Source organism: Marinococcus sp. LNSP9103-4 (genome assembly GCF_056034345.1).
Map to the genome: position 1 here is coordinate 68,772 of NZ_JBQLIA010000007.1, position 22,280 is coordinate 91,051.

General features: G+C 48.5%; 20 protein-coding genes. 8 read left to right on the forward strand and 12 right to left on the reverse strand.

Annotation, left to right across the window (positions count from 1 at the left end; translation table 11 throughout):
* Window positions 1-10: 10 nt before the first annotated feature.
* The 4 genes from ACTRXG_RS07025 to ACTRXG_RS07040 all read right to left on the reverse strand — a co-directional run bounded on the left by ACTRXG_RS07025 (window position 11) and on the right by ACTRXG_RS07040 (window position 3,890).
* Window positions 11-559 carry a YwhD family protein gene (locus tag ACTRXG_RS07025; protein ID WP_322525445.1) on the reverse strand — a complete coding sequence of 183 codons (549 nt, stop codon included), beginning with the start codon at window positions 557-559 and terminating at the stop codon, window positions 11-13.
* Window positions 560-610: 51 nt separating this feature from the next.
* Window positions 611-1,114 (reverse strand): YwgA family protein, encoded by a 504-nt coding sequence (locus ACTRXG_RS07030; protein ID WP_474284441.1) that lies wholly within the window; start codon window positions 1,112-1,114, stop codon window positions 611-613.
* A 69-nt stretch (window positions 1,115-1,183) separates the two neighbouring features.
* Window positions 1,184-2,497, reverse strand: coding sequence for an HD domain-containing protein (locus ACTRXG_RS07035; protein ID WP_474277815.1), 1,314 nt, complete (start codon window positions 2,495-2,497; stop codon window positions 1,184-1,186).
* Between the two features lie 151 nt (window positions 2,498-2,648).
* On the reverse strand, window positions 2,649-3,890 hold the full coding sequence (locus ACTRXG_RS07040; protein WP_474284442.1) for a dicarboxylate/amino acid:cation symporter: 1,242 nt from the start codon (window positions 3,888-3,890) through the stop codon (window positions 2,649-2,651).
* A gap of 238 nt (window positions 3,891-4,128) precedes the next feature.
* Here ACTRXG_RS07040 and ACTRXG_RS07045 point away from each other — a divergent pair, with 238 nt between their 5' ends.
* The 3 genes from ACTRXG_RS07045 (at window position 4,129) to ACTRXG_RS07055 (ending at window position 7,428) form a co-directional block, all read left to right on the forward strand.
* Entirely contained in the window at window positions 4,129-4,971 is an 843-nt protein-coding gene (locus ACTRXG_RS07045) for a lipoate--protein ligase family protein (RefSeq protein WP_474284443.1), read from the forward strand.
* A 132-nt stretch (window positions 4,972-5,103) separates the two neighbouring features.
* Window positions 5,104-6,450, forward strand: coding sequence for a sugar porter family MFS transporter (locus ACTRXG_RS07050; protein ID WP_474284444.1), 1,347 nt, complete (start codon window positions 5,104-5,106; stop codon window positions 6,448-6,450).
* A gap of 108 nt (window positions 6,451-6,558) precedes the next feature.
* Complete coding sequence (locus ACTRXG_RS07055) at window positions 6,559-7,428, forward strand: MBL fold metallo-hydrolase (RefSeq protein WP_474284446.1); 870 nt, start codon at window positions 6,559-6,561, stop codon at window positions 7,426-7,428.
* A gap of 45 nt (window positions 7,429-7,473) precedes the next feature.
* Here ACTRXG_RS07055 and pta read toward each other — a convergent pair whose 3' ends face one another.
* Window positions 7,474-8,478: a phosphate acetyltransferase gene (pta, locus tag ACTRXG_RS07060; protein ID WP_474277805.1), complete on the reverse strand. Its 1,005-nt coding sequence runs from the start codon at window positions 8,476-8,478 to the stop codon at window positions 7,474-7,476.
* A gap of 363 nt (window positions 8,479-8,841) precedes the next feature.
* Here pta and hemQ point away from each other — a divergent pair, with 363 nt between their 5' ends.
* On the forward strand, window positions 8,842-9,591 hold the full coding sequence (hemQ, locus tag ACTRXG_RS07065; protein ID WP_474284485.1) for a hydrogen peroxide-dependent heme synthase: 750 nt from the start codon (window positions 8,842-8,844) through the stop codon (window positions 9,589-9,591).
* A 117-nt stretch (window positions 9,592-9,708) separates the two neighbouring features.
* Here the strand turns inward: hemQ and ACTRXG_RS07070 are convergent, their stop codons facing one another.
* Together ACTRXG_RS07070 and kynU are read right to left on the reverse strand one after the other, a co-directional pair.
* Complete coding sequence (locus ACTRXG_RS07070; RefSeq protein ID WP_474277801.1) at window positions 9,709-11,313, reverse strand: glutamate synthase-related protein; 1,605 nt, start codon at window positions 11,311-11,313, stop codon at window positions 9,709-9,711.
* Between the two features lie 31 nt (window positions 11,314-11,344).
* Entirely contained in the window at window positions 11,345-12,616 is a 1,272-nt protein-coding gene (kynU, locus tag ACTRXG_RS07075; protein ID WP_474284447.1) for a kynureninase, read from the reverse strand.
* Between the two features lie 257 nt (window positions 12,617-12,873).
* Between kynU and ACTRXG_RS07080 the strand changes: the two genes are divergently transcribed.
* Window positions 12,874-13,479 (forward strand): trimeric intracellular cation channel family protein, encoded by a 606-nt coding sequence (locus ACTRXG_RS07080; protein ID WP_079474554.1) that lies wholly within the window; start codon window positions 12,874-12,876, stop codon window positions 13,477-13,479.
* A gap of 124 nt (window positions 13,480-13,603) precedes the next feature.
* On the opposite strand, the gene ACTRXG_RS07085 is transcribed toward ACTRXG_RS07080, so the two are convergent.
* The 3 genes from ACTRXG_RS07085 to ACTRXG_RS07095 are packed head-to-tail and all read right to left on the reverse strand — an operon-like array spanning window position 13,604 to window position 15,882.
* Window positions 13,604-14,761 (reverse strand): cation:proton antiporter, encoded by a 1,158-nt coding sequence (locus ACTRXG_RS07085; protein WP_474284448.1) that lies wholly within the window; start codon window positions 14,759-14,761, stop codon window positions 13,604-13,606.
* Between the two features lie 5 nt (window positions 14,762-14,766).
* A complete protein-coding gene (locus ACTRXG_RS07090) occupies window positions 14,767-15,264 on the reverse strand; it encodes a cation:proton antiporter regulatory subunit (RefSeq protein ID WP_474261309.1) in 498 nt (165 codons plus the stop codon).
* A gap of 27 nt (window positions 15,265-15,291) precedes the next feature.
* Complete coding sequence (locus ACTRXG_RS07095; protein WP_474277797.1) at window positions 15,292-15,882, reverse strand: NADPH-dependent FMN reductase; 591 nt, start codon at window positions 15,880-15,882, stop codon at window positions 15,292-15,294.
* A 195-nt stretch (window positions 15,883-16,077) separates the two neighbouring features.
* Between ACTRXG_RS07095 and ACTRXG_RS07100 the strand changes: the two genes are divergently transcribed.
* The 3 genes from ACTRXG_RS07100 (at window position 16,078) to adhP (ending at window position 19,150) form a co-directional block, all read left to right on the forward strand.
* Complete coding sequence (locus ACTRXG_RS07100; RefSeq protein ID WP_474284486.1) at window positions 16,078-17,376, forward strand: arsenic transporter; 1,299 nt, start codon at window positions 16,078-16,080, stop codon at window positions 17,374-17,376.
* Between the two features lie 262 nt (window positions 17,377-17,638).
* Entirely contained in the window at window positions 17,639-17,920 is a 282-nt protein-coding gene (locus ACTRXG_RS07105; RefSeq protein ID WP_322525430.1) for an adhesin, read from the forward strand.
* A gap of 213 nt (window positions 17,921-18,133) precedes the next feature.
* A complete protein-coding gene (gene adhP, locus ACTRXG_RS07110) occupies window positions 18,134-19,150 on the forward strand; it encodes an alcohol dehydrogenase AdhP (RefSeq protein WP_474284449.1) in 1,017 nt (338 codons plus the stop codon).
* A gap of 90 nt (window positions 19,151-19,240) precedes the next feature.
* Here adhP and ACTRXG_RS07115 read toward each other — a convergent pair whose 3' ends face one another.
* Entirely contained in the window at window positions 19,241-20,620 is a 1,380-nt protein-coding gene (locus ACTRXG_RS07115) for a sigma-54-dependent transcriptional regulator (protein WP_474284450.1), read from the reverse strand.
* Window positions 20,601-22,280, reverse strand: coding sequence for an ATP-binding protein (locus ACTRXG_RS07120; RefSeq protein ID WP_474284451.1), 1,680 nt, complete (start codon window positions 22,278-22,280; stop codon window positions 20,601-20,603). Before ACTRXG_RS07120 ends, ACTRXG_RS07115 begins: the two co-directional genes overlap by 20 nt.

The window sequence follows — 22,280 nt, forward strand, 5'->3', positions numbered from 1 at the left end:
CGCCCGTTCTTTATTGCTCCGCCGCTCCGCGGAAGGCCTCATACAGCTCTTCGGTCGAATTGTCCCACATGTTTCGGTTAAATGCTTTTAAATATTCCTGCAGAATGTAGCGGGAATGCTCATCCATGTGTGCAATGGCTATGCGCCCCTTAATTGCTTTATCCAGGTTGTTTACATGCTCCGGCATACTTTTGTATGCACGGCGGGCTTTTTTGTCCACAAGCATTTCACAGGCACCAAGACCGGCGTAAAAAGGACCGTTTTCTCCCTGCTCCGTCGACACCCATACGAGCCAGTACAGCTTGCCATCCGGCACGTTGCTTTTATCCGGGCCGAATTTCACCCTCTTTTCCGGTTCGGATCTGGCGTGCAGCGCGCCCATGTCAATAAATGCTGCGTCTTCCGCCGGGTCGATAAAGACGGGGGTCACATTGTCCAGACTGAGGGCACCGGCATTAAAGCCTCCGTCTCCCTTAGTAGCGTCCCCGCTTAAAATATTGAACTGGCTGCCGCGTTTCTTTTCAGCGCCTTTATTATTATCTTTACTGAATTCACTCATTCGGAAAAGCTCCTCCTTTAATCGTTCCTTATCCTTATCGTACCTGTTTTCTTACTGATTCTGCAACGATTCGATATATTCCCAGCCTTCCTCGAATTCCTCCGGGCGGTAATTCTGGCTTTTTTTCAGCTCGGCTACCCGGTCTTCCACCGCTTCTTTGGGCAGGTGATCAAAATAAAGCATCGTGGAAACGAGCTCTAAAAACCGGGCACTCTGACTGTTCAGGCTCTGAAGGACAGGCTTTGCCCGCTCAGACGGCCAATCGAGCGGGAACTTTTCCAGAAACGACGTACCGTCTTCCGAAAGCTCATACCGGTACTGATAGTAGCCGGATTTTGTTTCCTTGCATTCTGTGATAAGGCCAAGGCCGCACAGTTCCTCGAGCCGGAGCGTCAACTCCTCTGAATAAGGGCCGTACATGCGGAACGTGTATTTTTCCTGAAATGGAAGGTTCAGCTTTTTTCCGATATATACGATTTTCTGCAGTTTTTTTCGTCCAATAACTTCTTTTGTATCCTCAAGCAGGGCCATGATCTTGGCGTGGTCCGGTAACATAATGCCGCTCCCCCTCCCTTTCTGCTGCTGTCTTTATGTATCTTCCGGCCTCACCGGAAGACGGCGGGATCACCGTTCTACTTTCCCTAATTTTAAATGAAGTATGTCCTTAATCTGCTGCTTCGTGTCTTCCTGCCCCGGCTCTTCGAGAATCTCCGATGGGTAGTATAATTTATGGTCGGTCCGCTTTTTACCCGATATCGCCTCTACTACATCCGATTCTCTCGATAATTCACGAAGACGGCGATCGGGCATCAAAAGATGAATAGGCACCCGGTCCTCTTCTTCACCGGGCCGGTAAAAATCATACGGCAGATCTGACGAAGAATCGACGACCAGGTAATATGCAGGATCTATACCGAGATCTGCAAACAGCTGCTGCAGGCGAAGCCACTCATTCATCATAAAATGCTGGTCGAATTCCACATATTTAAACAGCCGTCTGTTCATGAAGCGCCGGCACAGATCCTGAAGTATCGCATCCTCTTCCTTCTGCCACATTAAAAAATAATACATGACGACCGACTCATCGAGGTCCAGGTAATCCTCGAGCGTAATGGCACCGCGAAAAAAGCTTTCAAAATGGTCCGGAGGGTATTTAAACGGGTACTCCTCATTTTTAAGGTCTTTAACGCGCTGTAAAATCTTTGTCAGTATCACTTCCGCGCTCCGCGTCACCGGATGAAAATACACCTGCCAGTACATCTGGTACCGGCTCATGATGTAGTCCTCGACCGCATGCATACCGGTTGCCTTAATAACCACCTGGTCCTCTGTCGGCCTCATAACCCGGAGTATACGCTCCATATCAAAATGACCGTAGCTTACCCCGGTGTAAAAGGCATCCCTTTGCAGATAATCCATCCGGTCCGCATCAATCTGGCTGCTGATCATGCTGACAATCAGTTTATTCGGATGGGTTTTTTCTATCACGTCTGCGACCTGTTGAGGAAAATCCCCGCCCATACGCCGGAGAACGGTATTCACTTCTGTATCACCTAAAATGATATGTCGCGTCCATTCTTCATGGTCTGTATTAAAAACCTTTTCAAACGAGTGGGAAAACGGGCCGTGGCCGATATCATGGAGAAGCGCCGCACTCAGGCAAAGCAGCCCTTCGTCCCCGTTCCAGTGCGGCCGGCCTTCAAATACCTCGATAATCCTGCGCATGATTTCATACACGCCCAGAGAATGGTTAAAGCGGGTATGCTCTGCTCCGTGAAACGTCAGAAACGTCGTTCCAAGCTGGCGGACACGGCGCAGCCGCTGAAATTCTTTTGTCCCCACCAGATCCCATATGAGTTCATCGCTGATATGAATATAGCGGTGGACCGGATCCTTAAATACTTTTTCTTCTGGAAGCTTCTTGTTCCCAACCGGCATGGTCATTGCGTTCCTTTCCGTCTCTGTTTCAGCGGGCCCGCTGATCGTATATTTCAATACTGTTATTATAGCAAGTTCCTTCCTCGCTTAGCAAAAAAAGCAGCCATAAAAAATACCGGCAGCATATGCCGCCGGTATCTATTTAAGATCATTACTTTCCAATATGCTCTATCTCTTCGCCCCGTTTTCGTTTTTCCGAACGGTCGATGACGAATGCACATGCTGCGTCGCCTGTCACGTTCAGGGAAGTCCGGAGCATATCCAGCAGACGGTCGATACCAATAATCAGGGCTATGCCCTCTACCGGCAGTCCGACCTGGGTCAGCACGAGCGAAAGCATGATCAGGCCGACGCCCGGAACACCGGCAGTCCCGATACTTGCCAGAGTCGCCGTCAGGATAATAACAATCACCTGAGTAAACGAAAGCTCAATGCTGTACGCCTGCGCAATAAATACCGCTGCCACGGACTGCATGATGCCCGTACCATCCATATTAATCGTTGAACCGAGCGGCTGTACGAAGCTCGATACCGGCTTACTTACCTTCAGTCGTTCCTGGGCCATTCTCATCGAAATCGGCAGCGTGCCGCTGGAGCTCGATAAACTAAAGGCCACGGCCATCGCCGGGAAGAATTCTTTAAAGAAGGTGAGCGGGTTGCCCTTGCCGAGTAGAGAGATCGCAAGGGTATATACAATACCCGCCTGCAGCACAAGAGCAAGAATAACTGCGAGAGCGTACATGAGAATGGACTGAAGGCCATCCAGCCCCGCTTCTCCAATAGCAGAAGCGATCAATGCAAACGCACCGAACGGAGCTGTGTACATTACAATCGTAACCAAAAACATGAGAATATCATTCAGCTGTTCAAAGAATTTCGTTACCATCGATACTTTGCTTCCAAGCATAGCGAGAGAAATACCGATGAAAATACCAAAAGCAATAATTTGCAGCATATTGGCTTCTGCCATTGCCTGTACCGGGTTATCCGGGATAATTCCGAGCAGGGTGTCTGTAATCGAAGGCGCTTCCTCTGCGTCGTAGCTGGCATTTTGAATATCAAAATCCCCGCCGGCTCCCGGCTGAAGCACGTAAGCGACAATGACACCGATGGTCAGGGCAATCGCGGTCGTGGCGAGGTAAAACGCAATCGTCTTGCCGCCGATCCGTCCGAGATCTCTCGGATTTAAAGCTGCCGCCCCGAGTGTAATCGAAACGAACACAATTGGTACTACGAGCATTGTGATTAAATTAAGGAAAATTTCGCCGACAGGATATAACAGGTATGTATCCAATGGATTGTAGACACTGTCCGGTCCAAAGCTTAAAATGATCCCTGCGATCACACCCGCAACCAGCGCGATTAAAATCCAAATCGTCAATTTCTTGTTCATGTTAAGGTCCCCCTTTTTAAATATAAATATTATGAATATTCTCTCTATGTTGTTTTCGGGCCCCTCCACTAAAAACTCTCTCAGGCAGATACCGTAATTATACTGTTCATTACTTTGTTTGGAAAGGAAAAATCCTGGTTTCTTCTATTATTTAGTAGTGTGTAATATCTCACGTGGAAATAGCAGTGTTATAATAAGACCCGTCAAATTGAAAATGAATAGAATCGGGGTACATAAAATGGAAATGAAAGATATTTTCACGGATAAAAAATGGCGGTGGATCGATCATTCGGTAACTGGAATTAATATGGATCCATTGCAATCTTTTGCCTTTGATGATAATTTTTGTGTGAGTCTGGGAGAGGGTTCTTCCCCTTCTGTTATGCGTGCCTGGGTCCATGCCCCCACCGTTGTCCTTGGTATTCAGGACACACGTCTGCCTGCTGCGGCCGAGGGACTTGGATATCTCCGGGAGCAGGGTTATAAAGTTATTGTACGCAATTCGGGCGGTCTTGCTGTCGTACTCGATGAGGGAATTTATAATCTGTCCCTCATTTTCAAAGAAGAACGCGGAACTTCTATTCATGCCGGATATGAATGGATGTGGGCATTTATGCAGGAAGTATTTGAAGACAGTCCAGGTTACATTGACGCCTATGAAATTGTCGGATCGTACTGTCCGGGATCTTACGATTTAAGCATCGACGGAAAAAAATTCGCAGGCATTTCACAGCGGCGGATCAGAGGCGGGGTAGCGGTGCAGATTTATTTAGCCGTCACCCGGAGCGGCGCTGCCCGCGCAGAAGTTTTGCGGGAATTCTACAAGCGTGCCGCTGACGACCAGACAAACACAAAGATCACCTGGCCGGCCGTTGTTCCCTCTGTGATGACTTCTCTCGAAGAACTGTACGGCACCGCTTTTTCCATTCAGGATATCAACCGGCGGATCCAGCAGACAGCAGAGCGCCTGGGTGCTTCTGTATATGATGATCAGCTTACAGAGGACGAGCAGTCCCGTTTTGCACATTTCTACGACCGGGTGCTTGCAAGAAACAAAAAAGCGACCCAGCCACGCTCATAGGAAAACCTTAAACAGCCAAAAACACGTATAGTTTGCGGCTGTTTTCTTATGAATTTATTGAATGGAAATGTTTGGGATCATCTCAAACGTGGAAGAATCCTGTCAGGACAAAAATTTAAAGGTGGGTATAGAATGTCTAACGGCTTAAGCAAGGGCTGGATATACTTTTTTGGCGCCCTTGGCGGCTTATTGTACGGTTATGAAACCGGTGTTATATCCGGCGCTCTCATTTTCATTAATCAGGATATTCCTCTTTCGGACTTCCTGCAGGGTGTCGTCGTCAGCTCGCTGCTCGCAGGGGCCATTGTCGGTGCCGGCCTGAGCGGCTATGTATCGGATAAGTTCGGACGAAGACGGGTCGTATTTGTAATTGCTCTCGTCTACTTAATCGGTTCTCTGGTTCTTGCATTTTCTCCAAACGCAGGTGTACTTATTACTGGCCGTATTATTCTCGGCTTTGCAGTCGGGGGATCAACTGCGCTCGTGCCGGTGTACCTCTCGGAAATGGCTCCAACCAGTCAGCGCGGCGCTCTCTCGTCTTTAAATCAGCTGATGGTTACTCTCGGTATTTTACTTGCCTACATCATCAACTACGCCTTCACTCCAATTGAAGGATGGCGTTGGATGGTCGGGCTCGCAGCCGTGCCGGCGATTCTGCTTATGATCGGCGTAATCTTTATGCCGGAGAGCCCGCGTTGGCTGATCAAACGCAACCGTGAACAGGAAGCCCGGCACATAATGGGCTTAACACGCGACCAGTCAGAAATCGAAGATGAAATGAAACAGATGAAGGAAATTGAACACATTGAAGAAGGCACCGGCGATCTCCTGAAGGCAAAATGGCTGCGCCCAATGTTAATCGTCGGCTGTCTGCTCGCTGCCTTTCAGCAGTTGATTGGTATTAACTCCGTTATTTATTATGCGCCGACGATCTTCACGGAAGCAGGACTCGGCAATGCCGCTTCAATTCTTGGCACAGTCGGTATCGGTACGGTAAACGTGCTGATGACCCTGGTCGCAATAGCAACGATCGATAAGCTTGGCCGGAAAAAGCTTCTTTTAATCGGTAACGTTGGGATGGTGGCCAGTCTCGCGTCGCTTTCAATTATTTTGTTCAGCGTCGAACTCACCACAGCTATTGCCTGGCTGATCGTGGTCTTCCTTGGCGTATTTATTATGTTTTTCTCCGCCACCTGGGGACCGGTAGTCTGGGTTATGCTGCCGGAGCTTTTCCCAATGAAAGCACGTGGTGCAGCTACTGGTATTACAACGCTCGTACTGTCTCTGGCAAACTTAATTGTTTCCTTAACCTTCCCTATTCTATTAGGCGCTATAGGGATCAATTGGGTTTTCGTTATCTTCGCCTTCATGGGCGTTCTTGCCTTCTTATTTGTACTGCGGTTTATTCCGGAAACCAAAGGACGCAGTCTCGAGGATATCGAAAAAGATCTTCGCGGAGGGTTATCCTCCAAATCATAATAACTTTTTTAGACGGGCGCTTACAGGAGCGTCCGTCTTTTTCCGGTTTTAATTATCCGGGACACGGAAATACGTATCATACATGCTTATTTCTGAAGGAGGAAAATAATGAGCGAAGAAACGAACGAAGAGCTGTATAATCCAATGGCGGATAAGTATCTGCCGATGACCTCGGTGAAAAGCGGCAAAGAGCATACGGTAGCCCGGGGCGTACACGCTTATACAAATAAAATCGTTAATCTCTGTACTATCGAGCAGCATGATAACAACAACAACAACTGGGTGCTGGTTGATACCGGCATGCCTAAATCCTCGAATAAAGTTATTCAGGCGGTCGAGGATTTATACGGTACAAACAATAAACCAAACGCCATCATACTCACACACGGTCATTTTGATCATGTGGGTACAGTAGTGGAGCTCGTGAAAAAATGGAACGTTCCCGTTTACGCCCATCCGGAGGAGATGCCTTATCTGACCGGAAAGAAAGCCTATCCACAGGCGGACAGCTCTGTAGACCGCGGACTTGTGGCTAAGATGTCGCCGCGGTTTCCAACCGAGCCCGTCAATCTGGGAGATTTCGTACAGCCGCTTCCGTCCGACGGCTCTGTCCCTGAGTTGAGCGAGTGGAAATGGATGCACACACCGGGACACACACCGGGGCACATCTCGCTGTTTCGTGAAGACGACCGTACCCTTATCGCCGGTGATGCTTTTGTTACCGTAAAACAGGAGTCCCTCTCCCGTGTTACAACGCAAAAGCTCGAAATCCACGGCCCTCCGAAATATTTAACAATGGACTGGGTCGCCGCTAAAAGCTCCGTTGAAAAACTAAACAAACTCGAGCCAGCCGCTGCAATCACCGGCCACGGCATGCCTATCCGCGGCAGCGCGCTGCAGGACGGGCTGCAAAAGCTCGCAGACAACTTTGATACCATAGCCGTACCGGAGACGCAGACGCACGATACGCGGCAGTAGCAAAAAAAGGCCTTTCGGAGTTTTTATCCGAAAGGCCTTTTTCATTTATGATTTTTTATTGGCTACTGCTTCGCGTTCAGTGATGGCCTGCTTGGCCGTAATAAGGGAAAGCTTATACACATCGTCTATGCTGCACCCTCTCGATAGGTCATTCACCGGCTTGTTCAGGCCCTGAAGAATCGGGCCGATAGCATCATAGCCGCCGAGACGCTGGGCGATCTTATAGCCAAGGTTGCCGGACTCGAGACTTGGGAAAATAAATATATTTGCCTCGCCGCGAAGCGGGGAATCCGGTGCTTTCTTTTGAGCCACCGCCGGCACAAACGCAGCATCAAACTGGAATTCCCCGTCAATGACAAGATCCGGCCGGGTCTGCTGGGCGGTTTTTGTCGCTTCGGACACCTTCTGCGTTTCCATGGAAGCGGCCGAGCCTTTGGTAGAGAAGCTGAGCATCGCTACTTTTGGATCGATATCGAATGATTTTGCCGTTTCCGCGGTGGAAATCGCAATTTCCGCCAGCTCTTCAGCACTTGGAGATATATTAATGGCACAATCCGCGAACACGAATTTGTGATCCTCTTTCACCATAATAAATACGCCGGACGTTTTTTGAATACCCGGTTTTGTTTTAATAATTTGAAGCGCCGGACGCACGGTGTCACCGGTAGAGTGAGCTGCCCCGCTGACAAGCCCGTCTGCAAAATCCATATATACAAGCATTGTACCGAAATAATTGACGTCCTTCAGCTTTTCTTTTGCTGTCCGCTCTGTCTCTTTCCCCTTTCGTCGGGAGACAAATGCAGCTACAAGCTCGTCCATTTTTTCATACGTTTCCGGGTTGAAGACAGTAACGTTCTCAAGGGAGACGCCTAAATTCTGTGCCCTGGCCTCTATCTCCTGCTCGTCTCCAATAAGAATTGGGGTAAGCACATTTTCTTCCCCGAGACGTGAAGCTGCCTGGACGACGCGGTCATCGTCCCCTTCCGGCAGTACGATGGAAGGATGTTCTTTTTTCACCTGATCATAGATGGATGCGAAAAGATCGCTCAACAAAATTCCTCCTCAAAATATTGTAAACAAGTGTATATGGTGTTGATTTCATTGTAGTAGTTCTTCAGACAATTAGCGAAGCTCCTGCGGAGAAGCATTCGTTTATTCATTATGAAAATACCTGCACAGTTTTCATACATTAGCATACTCCTTCTGTCAGAAAAAATAAACCGGGACGAATAAATTCAATGATTTGTAAATTTTCACACTTTTGTCCCCCCTCTTAATTCCTGATACAGAAGGGATGGCCGTTTTCAACTGCAATTATGCACGTGTCACAAATTGCTCAATCATATTCGTTTTGGACGCTTTCGTACTGTGGTATAGTGGGCAACGGAAGGCTTAGATGAAGGAGGAATCATGATGAGCGAAGCTTCTCAAACACTGGACGGCTGGTATTGCCTGCATGACTTCCGCCACTTTAACTGGCATGCATGGAAGCAGGTGCCAAGCGAAGAGCGCGACCAGATGGTTAACGAATTCCATCGTATGATTGAAGGATTTCAGCAGGTGGAAGAGGCTGAACAAGGCAGCCATGCTTTATACACGATTGTCGGTCAAAAAGCTGATTTTGTTATCATGGTGCTCCGTGAGACCATGAAAGAGATTCACGATATTGAGCTTGCTTTCAATAAATCCGGGCTGGCAGCTTACACGACCCCTGCCTACTCATACGTTTCCATCGTAGAGCTTGGAAACTATATGCCTCCGGAAGACGACAGCGATCCTCTCGATAACCCATGGATCCGTGGCCGTATTTACCCTATCCTGCCGAAATGGGAGCATTTCTGCTTCTATCCGATGGACAAAAAGCGGGAGGGCGAAGACAACTGGTATTCGCTTCCGATCGATAAACGCCGCGAATTAATGAAAGCACATGGCATGACCGGCCGGCAGTACGCCGGAAAAGTAAAACAGATTATTACCGGATCCACCGGCCTTGATGACTGGGAATGGGGAGTCACTTTATTTGCCCATAACGCCCTCCAGTTTAAAAAACTCGTGTACGAAATGCGTTTTGATGAAGTCTCTGCCCGCTACGGCGATTTTGGAGCCTTTTATGTCGGAAACATTCTCGAGCCCGAAAAAATCCAGGCATATTTTTCTGTATAATAGAACGAACCGCCAAAGTGAGCATACACTTTGGCGGTTTTTTATCTTTGAGCCCCCTGCAGAATCCGTATATTTCCCGGGAAATGTTTTCGCTCTCCGTGGCGGATTAAAATCTTCTCAAGCTTTGCTTTCAGTTCTTTCCATTTTTCTTTCTACAATGTCTTCGACGGAATACGTCCGGCCATCCATATCTTTATAAATAAGATTATTCCGGTTAAATTCCGTCGGCGAATGGAGGCCTGCCGCCACTGCTAAATTATGCATCCCTTCCCGCATCGAAATTATAAAATTAGTGACGCGGTAGGATTTTTCTTCAATATCAAGAGCCTCCTGCCGCTTCGGATCAGTCGTGGCCACCCCGACCGGGCACTCGTTGGTGTGGCAAACCTGGGCCATGATACAGCCGACGCTCACCATGAATCCTCTCGCCACATGGATCAAATCTGCGCCCAGGGCCAGTGCAGTGACCGCCTTATTCGGCGTTAAAAGCTTCCCGGAGGCAATGATGGTGATTTTGTCTCTAATTCCTGCTTCAAGCAGTGCTTCTTCAAGCATCGGCAGCGCTGAAAAAAGCGGGAGGGCTACACTGTCCGCCATTTCTTTGTAGGAAGCTCCCGTGCCGCCCTCGCTGCCGTCCAGTGTAATGAAGTCGGGGAGAACCTCTGAAGTCTTCAGCTCTTCTGCCAGCTTGGAAGCGTGCTGTCTTGAGCCAAGCGTAATTTTAATACCGACGGGTTTTTCGCTCAGCTGTCGCAGTTCTTCAAGAAAAGACATAAGCTTTTCGGTTGTTTCAATATCTTTAAACCGATTCGGGCTGTCTATCGTTTTCCATGGCTCCACGTTCCGCACAGCGGCAATTTTTTCGGTAACCTTAGCCCCGTCAACGTGTCCGCCCCGCTGCTTTGCTCCCTGAGCCAGCTTTATCTCTACAGCCTTCACCTGCTCATAAGCTGCCTGTTCCTGAAACAGCTGCCGATTAAAGCTGCCGGCACGGTCTCTTGCACCGAACAATCCCGGGCCGATCTGCCACATGATGTCCGCTCCGCCCTTAAGATGATAGTCTGACAGCCCGCCTTCCCCGGTGTTCATCCAGGAGCCGGAAGCCCGGGCGTTTCCTATGGACAATGCTTCGATCGCCCGGTCTCCGAGCGACCCGTAGCTCATGCCTGACTGGCCGATGAGCCCCTTAACACGGAAGGGATGCTTGACCCCGCTATGTTTTCCAAGCGTCAGAATGTCCTGCTCATCCAGCAGAAACGGATCGAACGATTCCTCCACCCGGTGCTCCTGTCTCGTAAACAGCCGTTCGTTGTCAATTTCATATACTTTGGACGGGACTGCTTCCGCCCTCCGGTCCCGGCGTACATCCTCTTCAAGCGTAGGATACATGTCGTTTACAATATAATAGCCATTCGTATTAAAGTCCTCTTTCGACCCGTAACCAAGCATGCGTGTTTTATATTTACCAGCCTTTACCGTAGAAATGAACTGCTCTCTTGAAAATGGTTTTCCTTCAAGATCGTTGTTAAATAAATACTGGCGAAACTCCGGACCTGTTTTTTCAATTAAATAACGCATTCTCCCGAGAACCGGGAAATTTTTTAAAATAGCGTGCTGCCTCTGCCGGCGGTCCTTAACGTACATCCAAAGCACCAGGCCTGCCGGCACTAAGACGATAAAAGCAATTAACAGACCCAAAAGAATAATAATAGCTGTTTCCATCTCCAAACGTCCTCCTTTCCTTTCACCTTTTTCAGGCGATCGTTCCACGTTCATTTGAAAACTGCAGGTATTCTTCATTATCTATGATTTTTTTCAGCGTCTCTACTGTCCTCCGGACTTCTTCATACGTATTGTACAACGCTACCGGCGCAATCCGGATGTAGGAAGGTGCCCGGAAATCAGGCACGATGCCCTCAGCTTTCAATGCCTTGCAGATGCCGGCAGCGTATTCATGTTTAAAAAGCACATGTCCGCCTCTCAAAGCGGGGTCCCGCGGGCTTATCACCTTCAGGCCGCTGCCAATACCGGAATCAACCAGATCAATCATATAACCGGTTAACCCCAGGGACTTTTCCCGAATTCGTTCGATTCCTGCTTCCCCGAACATTTCCAGAGACCCGATCAATGGAGCCATGCTCAGCACATGCGGGGTCCCGATTTCGTAGGCTCCGGCCGATTCTTCCGGCTCGAGGGTATGCTTCATATCAAACTGGACAGCTTTTTTTGAACTGAACCAGCCCGCAAGCCCCGGCGATCCCCCAAAATGCTTTTCATGGACGTACAGTCCTGCAACAGCTCCCGGTCCTCCGTTCAAATGCTTATAATTGCACCAAACGGCAAAATCGACGCCCCATGCGTGAAGCTCGTGCGGTACTGACCCGACCGAATGACAAAGATCGAGGCCGACCATAATGCCTCGGGCATGGGCTTCTTTAGTTAACCGCTCCATATCGAGCACCTGGCCGCTCCGGTACAATACGCCCGGAAGAAACAATAGAGCGGTATCGTCATTCATCCTATCAATAATATCATCTTCATCAAGCATCCCGTCCCGGCTCGGCGCCTGAACCAGCGCTTCTTCACCCAGACCGCGCAAATGAAGCTGGCTTTTTAATGCGTAAATATCGGTAGGAAAAGCCGCATCATCTGCGAGTATTTTGTATCGTTCAGCAGTAGGCTGATAAAAGGTAGCAAGCATCTGATGAATATTTACGGTCGTCGAACCGGTAACAATCACCTCTGTCTCTTTTGCCCCGAGCAGCGGAGCCGAAGTCTGGGCCAGTTTTTCCGACAGGTAATACCAGGGATGGCTTCCGTTTGTCCATCCCTCAATACCCAGATTCCTCCACATATCCATAATTTCCTGTACGCTTTTTTCCGCCCTCTCCGACAGCAGTCCGAGCGAGTTTCCATCCAAATAAATCGTCTCACCCATATAGAATTCCCGGCGGTATTTCCGGAGTACATCATCGTCATCCAGTTTTTTCGCATAAGCCTTTGTATGTAAGCTTTCTATATCCATAGGATCCCTTCTTTTTGCATAAATATTATTTTTAGTTCCCATTTTATATATGATTCTCCCGGCAAGTGAAACATTAACTGCTCTTTGCACCATACTAACAGAAATATTCCGCCGCTCTCTTTGGCACAGACACTGGGTTGCTATTTTTACAGTTACAGCTTATAATCATTCTCGGACTATAAGTGTATACGCCGTCGCTGCCTTTCCGGCAGCGATTTTTATATGAAGACGTATCAACCGGAAAAAGGAGGAGCTGTATGACCTGGGATATGCTGACGGTGATAGGCACCATCGCTTTTTCCATCAGCGGGGCAATTGTCGCTATGGAGGAAGACCTTGATATATTTGGAGTGTTGTTTTTAGGATTTATCACAGCGTTTGGAGGAGGAGCGATTCGAAACATTCTGATCGGGGTTCCAGTGTCGGAGCTTTGGAGCCAGGGTCTATTTTTCCAGGTTTCCTTTTTCTCTATTCTGCTGTTTGTGCTGTTTCCAAATATTTTAATGAAGCACTGGCACAGCTGGGGGTCATTTTTTGATGCCATCGGCCTTGCTTCTTTTGCGATGCAGGGGGCCCTTTTTGCAGTGGAAATGGGCCATCCCCTCAGCGCTGTCATCGTGGCAGCGGTACTCACGGGCAGCGGCGGCGGACTGATCCGTGACGTGCTCGCCAACCGAAAACCGATGGTGCTTCACTCGGAGGTCTACGCCCTATGGGCACTGGTCGGCGGCTTATTTATCGGTATGGGCTGGGTTACCGGCGGCTTTGGCCTGTTCCTGCTGTTCGTTCTGCTCGTTTCCGGCCGTGTATGCTCCTACCGCTTTCAATGGAAGCTTCCCCACCGAACGATTCCCTCCATGTAAATCCCTCCCGCCAGTCTTTGGCGGGTTTTTTGTGTTCAACATACCGTAGATATGAGTAAAAATGAAGCCTTCGTAAAATTATAAAAAAGACTGCTCTTCTATGAGCAGCCTTCAAAGCTTCGTCCTATACTGTTTTTTTATTTCTTTTCTTTCCGTAAATGCTTGTGGCAAGCTCAGGTGCTTTCTGGAACAAATATACTCCGGCGAGAGCCGAAAGAAGAATAAAAATACTGCTGAAGGTCCGCAGCGTGCCTGTAGCAAGTGCTGCAATGATAATGGAGAATTCCCCGCGCTGGGTTAAAGATAAGCCTGCACGCAGAGCTACCTTGGATGACAGGCCGTACAGCTTCCCGCCTGCAAATCCGACAATTATTTTCGCAGCCACTGACCAGAAAAGCAGCACGAGAAGCATCGGAATCATCGGCACTCCTTCCCCAACCTCAATCGTTGTGCCGAAATAAACAAAAAACATTGGGAGAAGCAGATCCCGGAAGCGCACGACCAGGCCTTCGAGCACGTCGCTCCGTTTCACTTCAGCCAGAATAATGCCGGCCAGAAAAGCGCCCAGCACCTCGGATAAATCCAGGTACAAAGCAATACCGCCGTACGAAAGCGCAATACCAAACACGAAAAGGAGAAAAAAATCCTCATCCATATAGCGGTCCACAAATGAACGCAATTTTCGGAAAACAAATATTCCGAGCAGGACTGCTCCTGCCACCAATATAATAATTTGAACGAAGGTCCATCCGAGCGTGCCTATAGTAACTCCGCTGCCTACGGTCATGCTGACAAGCACCGCCACGAGGACCGGGGCAAATAAATCCTCAAAAATGAGGAGGCCGAGTATAAATTCAGACTCGGGGTTTGCCATCCGTTTAGAGTTTTCAAGCATTTTGGCTGTGATCGAAGAGCTTGTCGCGTAGGTGACTCCGCCTATGATTAGTGCTTCAAGCCATCCAAGCCCAAACGCCAGCGTAATACCTACAGTAACTCCGAAGCTGAGCACAATGTCCAGAACTCCGGCCCGGAAAACTTTTGTTGCGACATGCATGAGCTGCCGGACTGGAAATTCCATCCCCAGCATAAAAAAAAGCAGGACAATACCGATCTCACCGGCAAAATACAGCAGGTGAGAATCTGCCAGCCAGCTGCTGACGACAATTCCAATTAATAGATAGATGATGACATCAGGGAATCGCATTTTAAAGGACATCCATCCCCCGACAAAAAGTACGAGCAGCATCAATCCCGCAGCAAGCAAATTAGGCATTTCCGGCATAAGAATTATCCTTTCGCCTTACAAACTTCTTCAAAGCGCCCAATAATGTCTTTTTTTCCGACAACGAGCAGGGTATCCCCGGCCTGAATGATAAAATCATCCTCCGGCTTCGGAAGAATATCGTTATCCCTCATAATGCCGACAATAGAAACTCCTTCCGGTATTGATGTCTGGGCTTCTTCCACTGAACGCACATCCATCTTAGAGCCCTTTTTCACCTTGATCCAGTCAACAAGCATTTTCTTTCTTAACAGGCGAAAACGCTCAAAGCTTTCTTCATCCACGGGGTCCTCATGAACGCCAAGCAGGCGGGCGCCCAGTTCTCTCGCTTCATCAGATGTGAATATGGTTGAAAAAAGCGCTTCATCATCGTCCTCGTCTTCCACAAAATAAATTTCTCTCTTGCCGCTATGGTGTACGATCATGACCGTGGTTATACCGTCCCGGTTTTCAAACGCTATCCGTTTTCCTACCCCCGGCAGGTCATGTTCTCTGATTCTCATTTGTCATTCCTCCTGTGATTCTTTTCGTCATCCGTCAAAACGGTGCATCCAGCTATTAAACGCCTGCACGAACTTTTTTGCGTGCTGCGTGATTTTTTCATCCTCAAGCGTATCCAACTCTTTGTTCATTTTTCCTCTCACTCCTGCCACCAGCATTTTCGGCCCTGGCATTACATAGGCCTCAGCAGCTGTAAGTGTCTGCCGGACCTGATACTGGGATAAAGCCGTGCCGCCGCCCCCAGGAGTCGCTCCGGCAAGCGCAAAGGCACGGTGGGTCAGAGCGGAGTGCGCAGGCGGACTGGACGCCCAGTCCAGGGCGTTTTTTACAACGCCCGGCATCCCGTTATTGTATTCGGGGGTTACGATAATAACCCCGTCCGCACGCATCATTGCTCGTTTCAATTCTACAACAGATTCGGGGGTTCCTGCTTCTTCCACATCGGCATGGTAAAGCGGGATGTGATGCAAAAATGCTTCTTCGACCTCCCAGTGCTCCGGAAACTCAGCTTTCATTAAATCCAGCAGCTTCCGGTTATAGGATTCCTTCCGCAGACTCCCGCATATCACCGTTACATTCATCTGTTCCTCTGTCATAAGGTTCACCGCCTTTGCCTTCATCTTCTAGCCTCATTATACATTTTTTCTGCTCTTTTACCCTAGCAATCACACTTTTTTCTAAAAGTATTGAATCGTGCTTTGACTTCTATATATATTTATATTAGCATATGCTTATATAATAAATTCAGCAATTGCCTGATTAAATTTAGAAAGAAACGGATGCCGAATCGTTTTCGGCCCGGCCTGGAGGTATTTATGAACACCCTGCTCGCAGTTATTATTTTTCTTATCACGCTCGTATTGGTTATTTGGCAGCCGAAAAATTTAAATATTGGCTGGTCTGCCTGCGGAGGCGCTATTATCGCTCTTATCGCAGGCGTTGTCAGCTTTGGAGACGTCGAAACCGTTATTGGCATCGTATGGAATGCTACGCTCGCCTTTGTTGCTATTATCATTATCAGTCTGATTCTCGACAGAATTGGTTTTTTTGAATGGGCTGCTCTACACATGGCAAAAATCGCCGGAGGAAGCGGCCTGCGGATGTTTATTTACATAATTCTGCTCGGAGCCGTCGTTGCTGCGCTTTTTGCCAATGACGGTGCTGCCCTTATACTGACGCCTATCGTTCTCGCGATGGTAAGAGCGCTTGAATTTAAGGAACGTATGATTCTTCCGTTCATTATGGCCAGTGGTTTTATCGCTGACACAGCTTCCCTGCCCCTGATTATCAGCAACCTCGTAAACATCGTTTCTGCCGACTTTTTCGGTATCGGCTTTGTTGAATACGCGACCCGGATGATTGTTCCAAACTTTTTCTCTATCGGGGCGAGCCTTCTTGTCCTCTACCTTTTTTTCCGGAAGGATCTTCCCGGAAGGTATGACGTTACAAAAGTAAAAAATCCGAAGGACGCTATCCAGGACATAAAAATGTTCCGGTTCTCATGGGTGGTGCTTGCGGTGCTGCTTGTCGGGTACTTCGTCAGCGAATTCGTAGCAGTTCCCGTCTCCGTCATAGCCGGTATCGTGGCGTTATTCTTCCTGCTGATGGCCCGCCGCAGTCCGGCTGTTGAAACAGGCAAAGTATTAAAGGGAGCGCCGTGGGATATCGTTTTCTTTTCAGTGGGAATGTACGTCGTCGTTTACGGCCTTCAGAACGCCGGGCTTACCGAGCAGCTGGCAGTTGTGATACAGGCAGCTGCTGATGAGGGTTTATTTGTCGGAACACTTTCGATGGGCTTCATCGCCGCTCTCTTATCTTCTGTCATGAATAACATGCCGACAGTGATGATTGATGCTTTGGCTATTTCAGAAACAGCTACTTCCGGAGCTGTACGTGAAGGCCTTATTTACGCCAATGTGATCGGCAGCGACCTGGGGCCGAAAATCACTCCGATCGGCTCTCTCGCTACCCTGCTGTGGCTTCATGTGCTGCGTCAGTTCGGCTTTCATATTTCCTGGGCTTATTACTTCAAAGTCGGTATCATTCTGACCATTCCAACGCTTTTTATTACTCTTGTCGGCCTCTATGTATGGCTGTTAATCATTGGCGGCTGACCGGAAACAGCCGGTCATTTCCCGGGAAATATGACACCTTCTGCGCTCGAATATGAATACCTGACAGGCTTACTGAATGAATTAGTTGAATAACAGCAATATTGTTGTTACCCTTGGCAGAGTTGCAAATGATAATTATCCAGCGCCCGGCTCCGGCAGTTTAAACTTACGGAGAGCAGGGAATGTATTCAGCAGTTTGCAGGCATAGAAAAAAAGGTATAGATATATTCTATACAGGTTTAAAAATTAAGGAGGCTCACTCTTGGAAATTACAAACGGTGCTAAAGCAGTACTAGAACCGCTGATGGAAGAAAACAACATGGACCACCTTCGCGTGGCAGTCGAAGAAATGGAAGAATCCTCTCAAATCGGTCTTGTTCTTCAGGATCCACAGGAGAGCGATCAGGTGCTCGAAGCAAACGGTATTAAAGTAGCAGTGGATAACCGCGTTACAGACTTAATGCAGGACGTTACGCTCGACACCCAGGAAAATGAAGACGGCGAAACACAGCTCGTCATGGCCGGTCTTCCTGAAGCTGAATAACAAGCGCCCCAAAAACAGTTCTGCTTAAACAGCAGAGCTGTTTTTTTGTTTTCGAAGCCTTTTTTTGTCGCATTGAGCCGAAATTTCGGCTTACTTCATTAATTATTTATAGCCTGGACCGCTTGTACCAGTTGTTGACTGCGCTTTCAATGTTGGCACGTTCCTTGCATATACATAGAGTGCATCCTGCAAAATTATAAGGAGGGTTCATTCATGAAAGCAGCAGTGGTTAATGAATTTCATCAAAAACTGGAGATTAAAGATATTCCGGTGCCTGAACTTGATTACGGAGAAGTGCTTGTCAAAATTCATTCATGCGGTGTCTGTCATACCGATTTGCATGCAGCTCACGGCGACTGGCCGGTTAAACCAAAGCTGCCTCTCGTGCCGGGACACGAGGGTGTAGGCACAGTGGAAAAGGTTGCAGATGGCGTCAAATCCATCAAAATCGGCGACCGCGTCGGCATTCCGTGGCTTTACTCTGCCTGCGGTGAATGCGAATTCTGTCTTTCGGGAAGAGAAACACTCTGCCAGCAGCAGCTGAATGCCGGTTATTCCGTAGACGGAGCCTACGCGGAATACTGTAAAGCTCCCGCCCACTATGTAACAAAAATTCCGGACAGCCTGGACTTTGATACAGTGGCTCCACTTTTCTGCGCTGGGGTGACAACGTACAAAGCGCTCAAGGTCTCTGAAGCCAAACCGGGTGACTGGGTCGCCATCTTTGGCATCGGCGGACTCGGGCACGTTGCCGTACAATACGCGAAAGCCATGGCCTTAAACGTTGTAGCTGTCGACATACGCGACGACAAGCTGGAGCTCGCAAAGGAAATGGGAGCAGACATGACCATTAATAGTATGAACGATGATCCCGGCAGGATACTGATGGAAAAATTAAACGGAGTAGAAGCCGCTATCAGCGTAGCTGTCAGTCCAAAAGCGTTTGAACAGGCGTACTCGACGGTCAAACGGGGAGGAAATTTAGTCATTGTAGGCCTTCCAGTCGGGGACCTTCCAATTCCTATTTTTGACACAGTCTTAAACGCCGTGAACGTTAAAGGCTCCATTGTCGGTACACGCAAAGACCTGCAGGAGTGTCTCGAACTCGCAGCTAACGGTAAGATCCGCCCGATTATTGAAACGAAAGAACTGGATGATATTAACGACGTATTTGATTCAATGGAAAAAGGCGATATCAACGGCAGGATTGTACTCAAAATTCAGGACTAGATTACCGGTAAAGTTACGAAACGCTTACACAAAGTAAAACCCGGACGGGCTCCTCTTCCCGCCGGGTTTTGCTGATTTTTCTTCCCGAATTTATTCATTCAGCCAGTAGCGCAGCTTTCTGGTATTCACTCCGAGCATTTCTGCTGCCTCCCGGCGGTTTCCACGGGTGAGCATTAAAGCGTGGTCAATAATATCCTGAATACTTTTCTTTTCTTCACTCCGTATATCTTCAACAGTGCTTTCAAGCGACAAATAGTTAGTCTCTTCGAGCTCCTGCTTTTTCTGTCTGAGCCAGTCCCCTGATACAATCCGGTTCCTGGCAGCAGTTTTCCAGCTTGAGGGCCTCATGTTTAAATGGCGGCGTTCAATACTTCCGTCTGATTCTGCGGCCGCCCGGATCAGTACGTTTGTAAGCTCCCGGATATTGCCCGGCCAGTGGTGAGCCTGTAACGCCTCCAAAGCTTCCAGACTGATCACTGTATTTGCCGGAGCTTCTTTGCGGAGAATCGACTGGGCCACCGCAGGGATATCTTCCTTTCGTTCCCGCAGAGGCGGAATAGTCAGCCGGACGACCTCGAGGCGGTACAGCAGGTCTTCACGAAATTCTCCTGCCTCTGCAGCAAGATGCAGGTCCTGGTTTGTGGCAGCAATGATACGGGCTTTTGTTTTAATCGGGCGTTCACCACCCACCCGGTAAAGCTCTCTCGTTTCGATTACCCGCAGCAGCTTCACTTGCGTCGAGAGTGATGCTTCCCCAATTTCATCAAGTAAGAGCGTCCCTTCCGAGGCCAGTTCAAAATAACCCTTCCGTGTTTTATTTGCCCCGGTAAAGGCTCCTGCTTCATGACCGAACAACTCACTTTCGAGCATCTGCTCCGGCAGTGCCCCGCAGTTCACACCGAGAAATAAGCGCTCCCCCGACCCGGCAAGCTCATGAATAAAGCGGGCGGCTACCTCTTTTCCTGTGCCCGTTTCTCCATCTATTAAGATTGTTAGAGGTTTTGGCGCAAAGCGCACAGCCAGCCGCACCACTTCTTTCATTGCTTCACTTTCTCCGGTTATCAAGCCGCTTCTTGCGGCTGCCTGTTCAATTTGTCCTGACACTTCCGGGTCTGACTCCGGCTGCTTTATTTTCTCTTCAATAATGCTGATATCTTCAAATGGCTTTTCAATATAGTCCTCCGCCCCCAGCTTAACTGCTTCCACAGCTGTATCAATTGTGCTGTATCCTGTCATAACAATACAGCGGCACGAGGGCTGCGCCTGCTTCAAGTCTGCGAGCAGCTTCAATCCGTTCGTATCAGGCAGCTTTAAGTCGATAAATGCCAGTTCATACAAATGGTTCTGGCCGCGAAGACGTTCATATTCCTTCCCGTCATGGGCAAGATCAATATGATGACCCTGTTCTACAAGCAGATAACGAAAAAACGTGCCTATATCATAGTCATCATCAATGACTAATATCTTCATACTTATCGCCTCCTCCATGAACTGGCAGCTTCAATTGAAAGGTACTTCCTTTTCCCTCTTCGCTTGTAAACGTCAGCCGCCCCCCATTTTTCTCTGCAATATCCTTACTTACCGACAGACCCAGGCCGGTCCCGTTCTGTTTTCTTTTCGTGGTGAAAAAAGGTTCAAACACTGACGGCTTCTGACTCTGGGCGATTCCGCATCCATTGTCTTCCACCTCAAGCACAACGCTTGAATGAATAACACTGGTTTTAATTTGGATCTTTTTATCCGTCTCTGCGCTGTCCTTTAACGCATCTTTTGCGTTCAGAAGCAGGTTGATAACTACCTGACCGACCTGATGAGGTCCTGCCTGGACAAATGGCAGAGCGGGCGTATAATGCTTTTCAATCAGGATATTCTCTTTTTCGATCTGAAAGCCAATCAGACTCAGTACATCTTCAACTGCTTCATTAATATCGCACTCCGTACTTTCTTCTTTTTCCGGACGGGAGAAAGAAAGCAGATTTTGCACGATCGTCCGGCAGCGGCGGCCCCCTCTTTCAATCGCCGCCGCAAGCTCCTTCGAAGGCCCTTCCTCTGTCAGACTACGCTGCAGTATCTGGGTGTTGCCGATCACCGCGATCAACGGACTGTTTAACTCATGAGCTACTCCGGCTGCCATTTCCCCTATCGCCGCGAGCTTTCCGGAATGCTGAAGCTGGGCTTCGGTTTTGATACGCGTCGTGACATCCTTAATATAAATAAGCAGTCCTTTCATTATCCCCTCTCCGTCCCGGACCGGATACGTCTGAATGTCGCAAACACTGCCATTTTTTAATGTCATCTGATAGTTTTTCATCGAATCGCCGCGGTAACTCTCTTCAATTGGACAGAACTCTTTCGTATCATGAAAAAGCAGGTCATGACAGCGGCGTCCGGCCACCGCCTCCGGAGGTTCGCCAAAAAAGGAGTGGGAAGCCTGATTACAGCGGACGATCCGGTGATCGTTATCGGTTAATATCAGTAGGTCCGCCACAGCCTGAAAGGTTTCCTCCCATTCCTTTTTGCCCTGATACACCTCCTGGTACAGTCTCGCGTTCTCCATCATAACGGCGATATGATCCGAAAGCTGTCGGAAGAAGCTGATATCAGACTGGTCACACTCGATCCGTTCAGCCGCAGCAAAGGTAAGAACGCCGATGGTCGATGCTTTAATCCGAAGCGGTATGACACACACATAGTAAAAATTCAAAGCCGAAAGCGTCTGCTCCTCCACAAACGCATACGCATCAGCAGGCTCCCATTCGTGAAAAACAATCATATTCTGTTCGATTGCTTTCCAGTACAACGACTCTTTTTTCGGAAGGTGCATACCTACTGCAGAGTCCTCTGCATAGAGAGGATAGACACTTTTTAATGACATGGCCCCATGCTCGATTAGCGATAAGCTTACCCGGTCGATCGGATACAGCTCGTAAATGGTTTCAAGAATATGCTGCAGTGCCGTCTCCATCGTTCCTGTAACCTGAAACCCCTTTGCTACTTCGCTCAAAATTTCAAGCTTACGATTCTTTTTTTCAAGTTCCGCAATTTTTGCTTTCAAGTCTGTATAATAGCTTTTTTTCGAGGCGCGGACCCCGGTTAATTTTTCAATCACCATCTCTTTTTCTGTGAACAT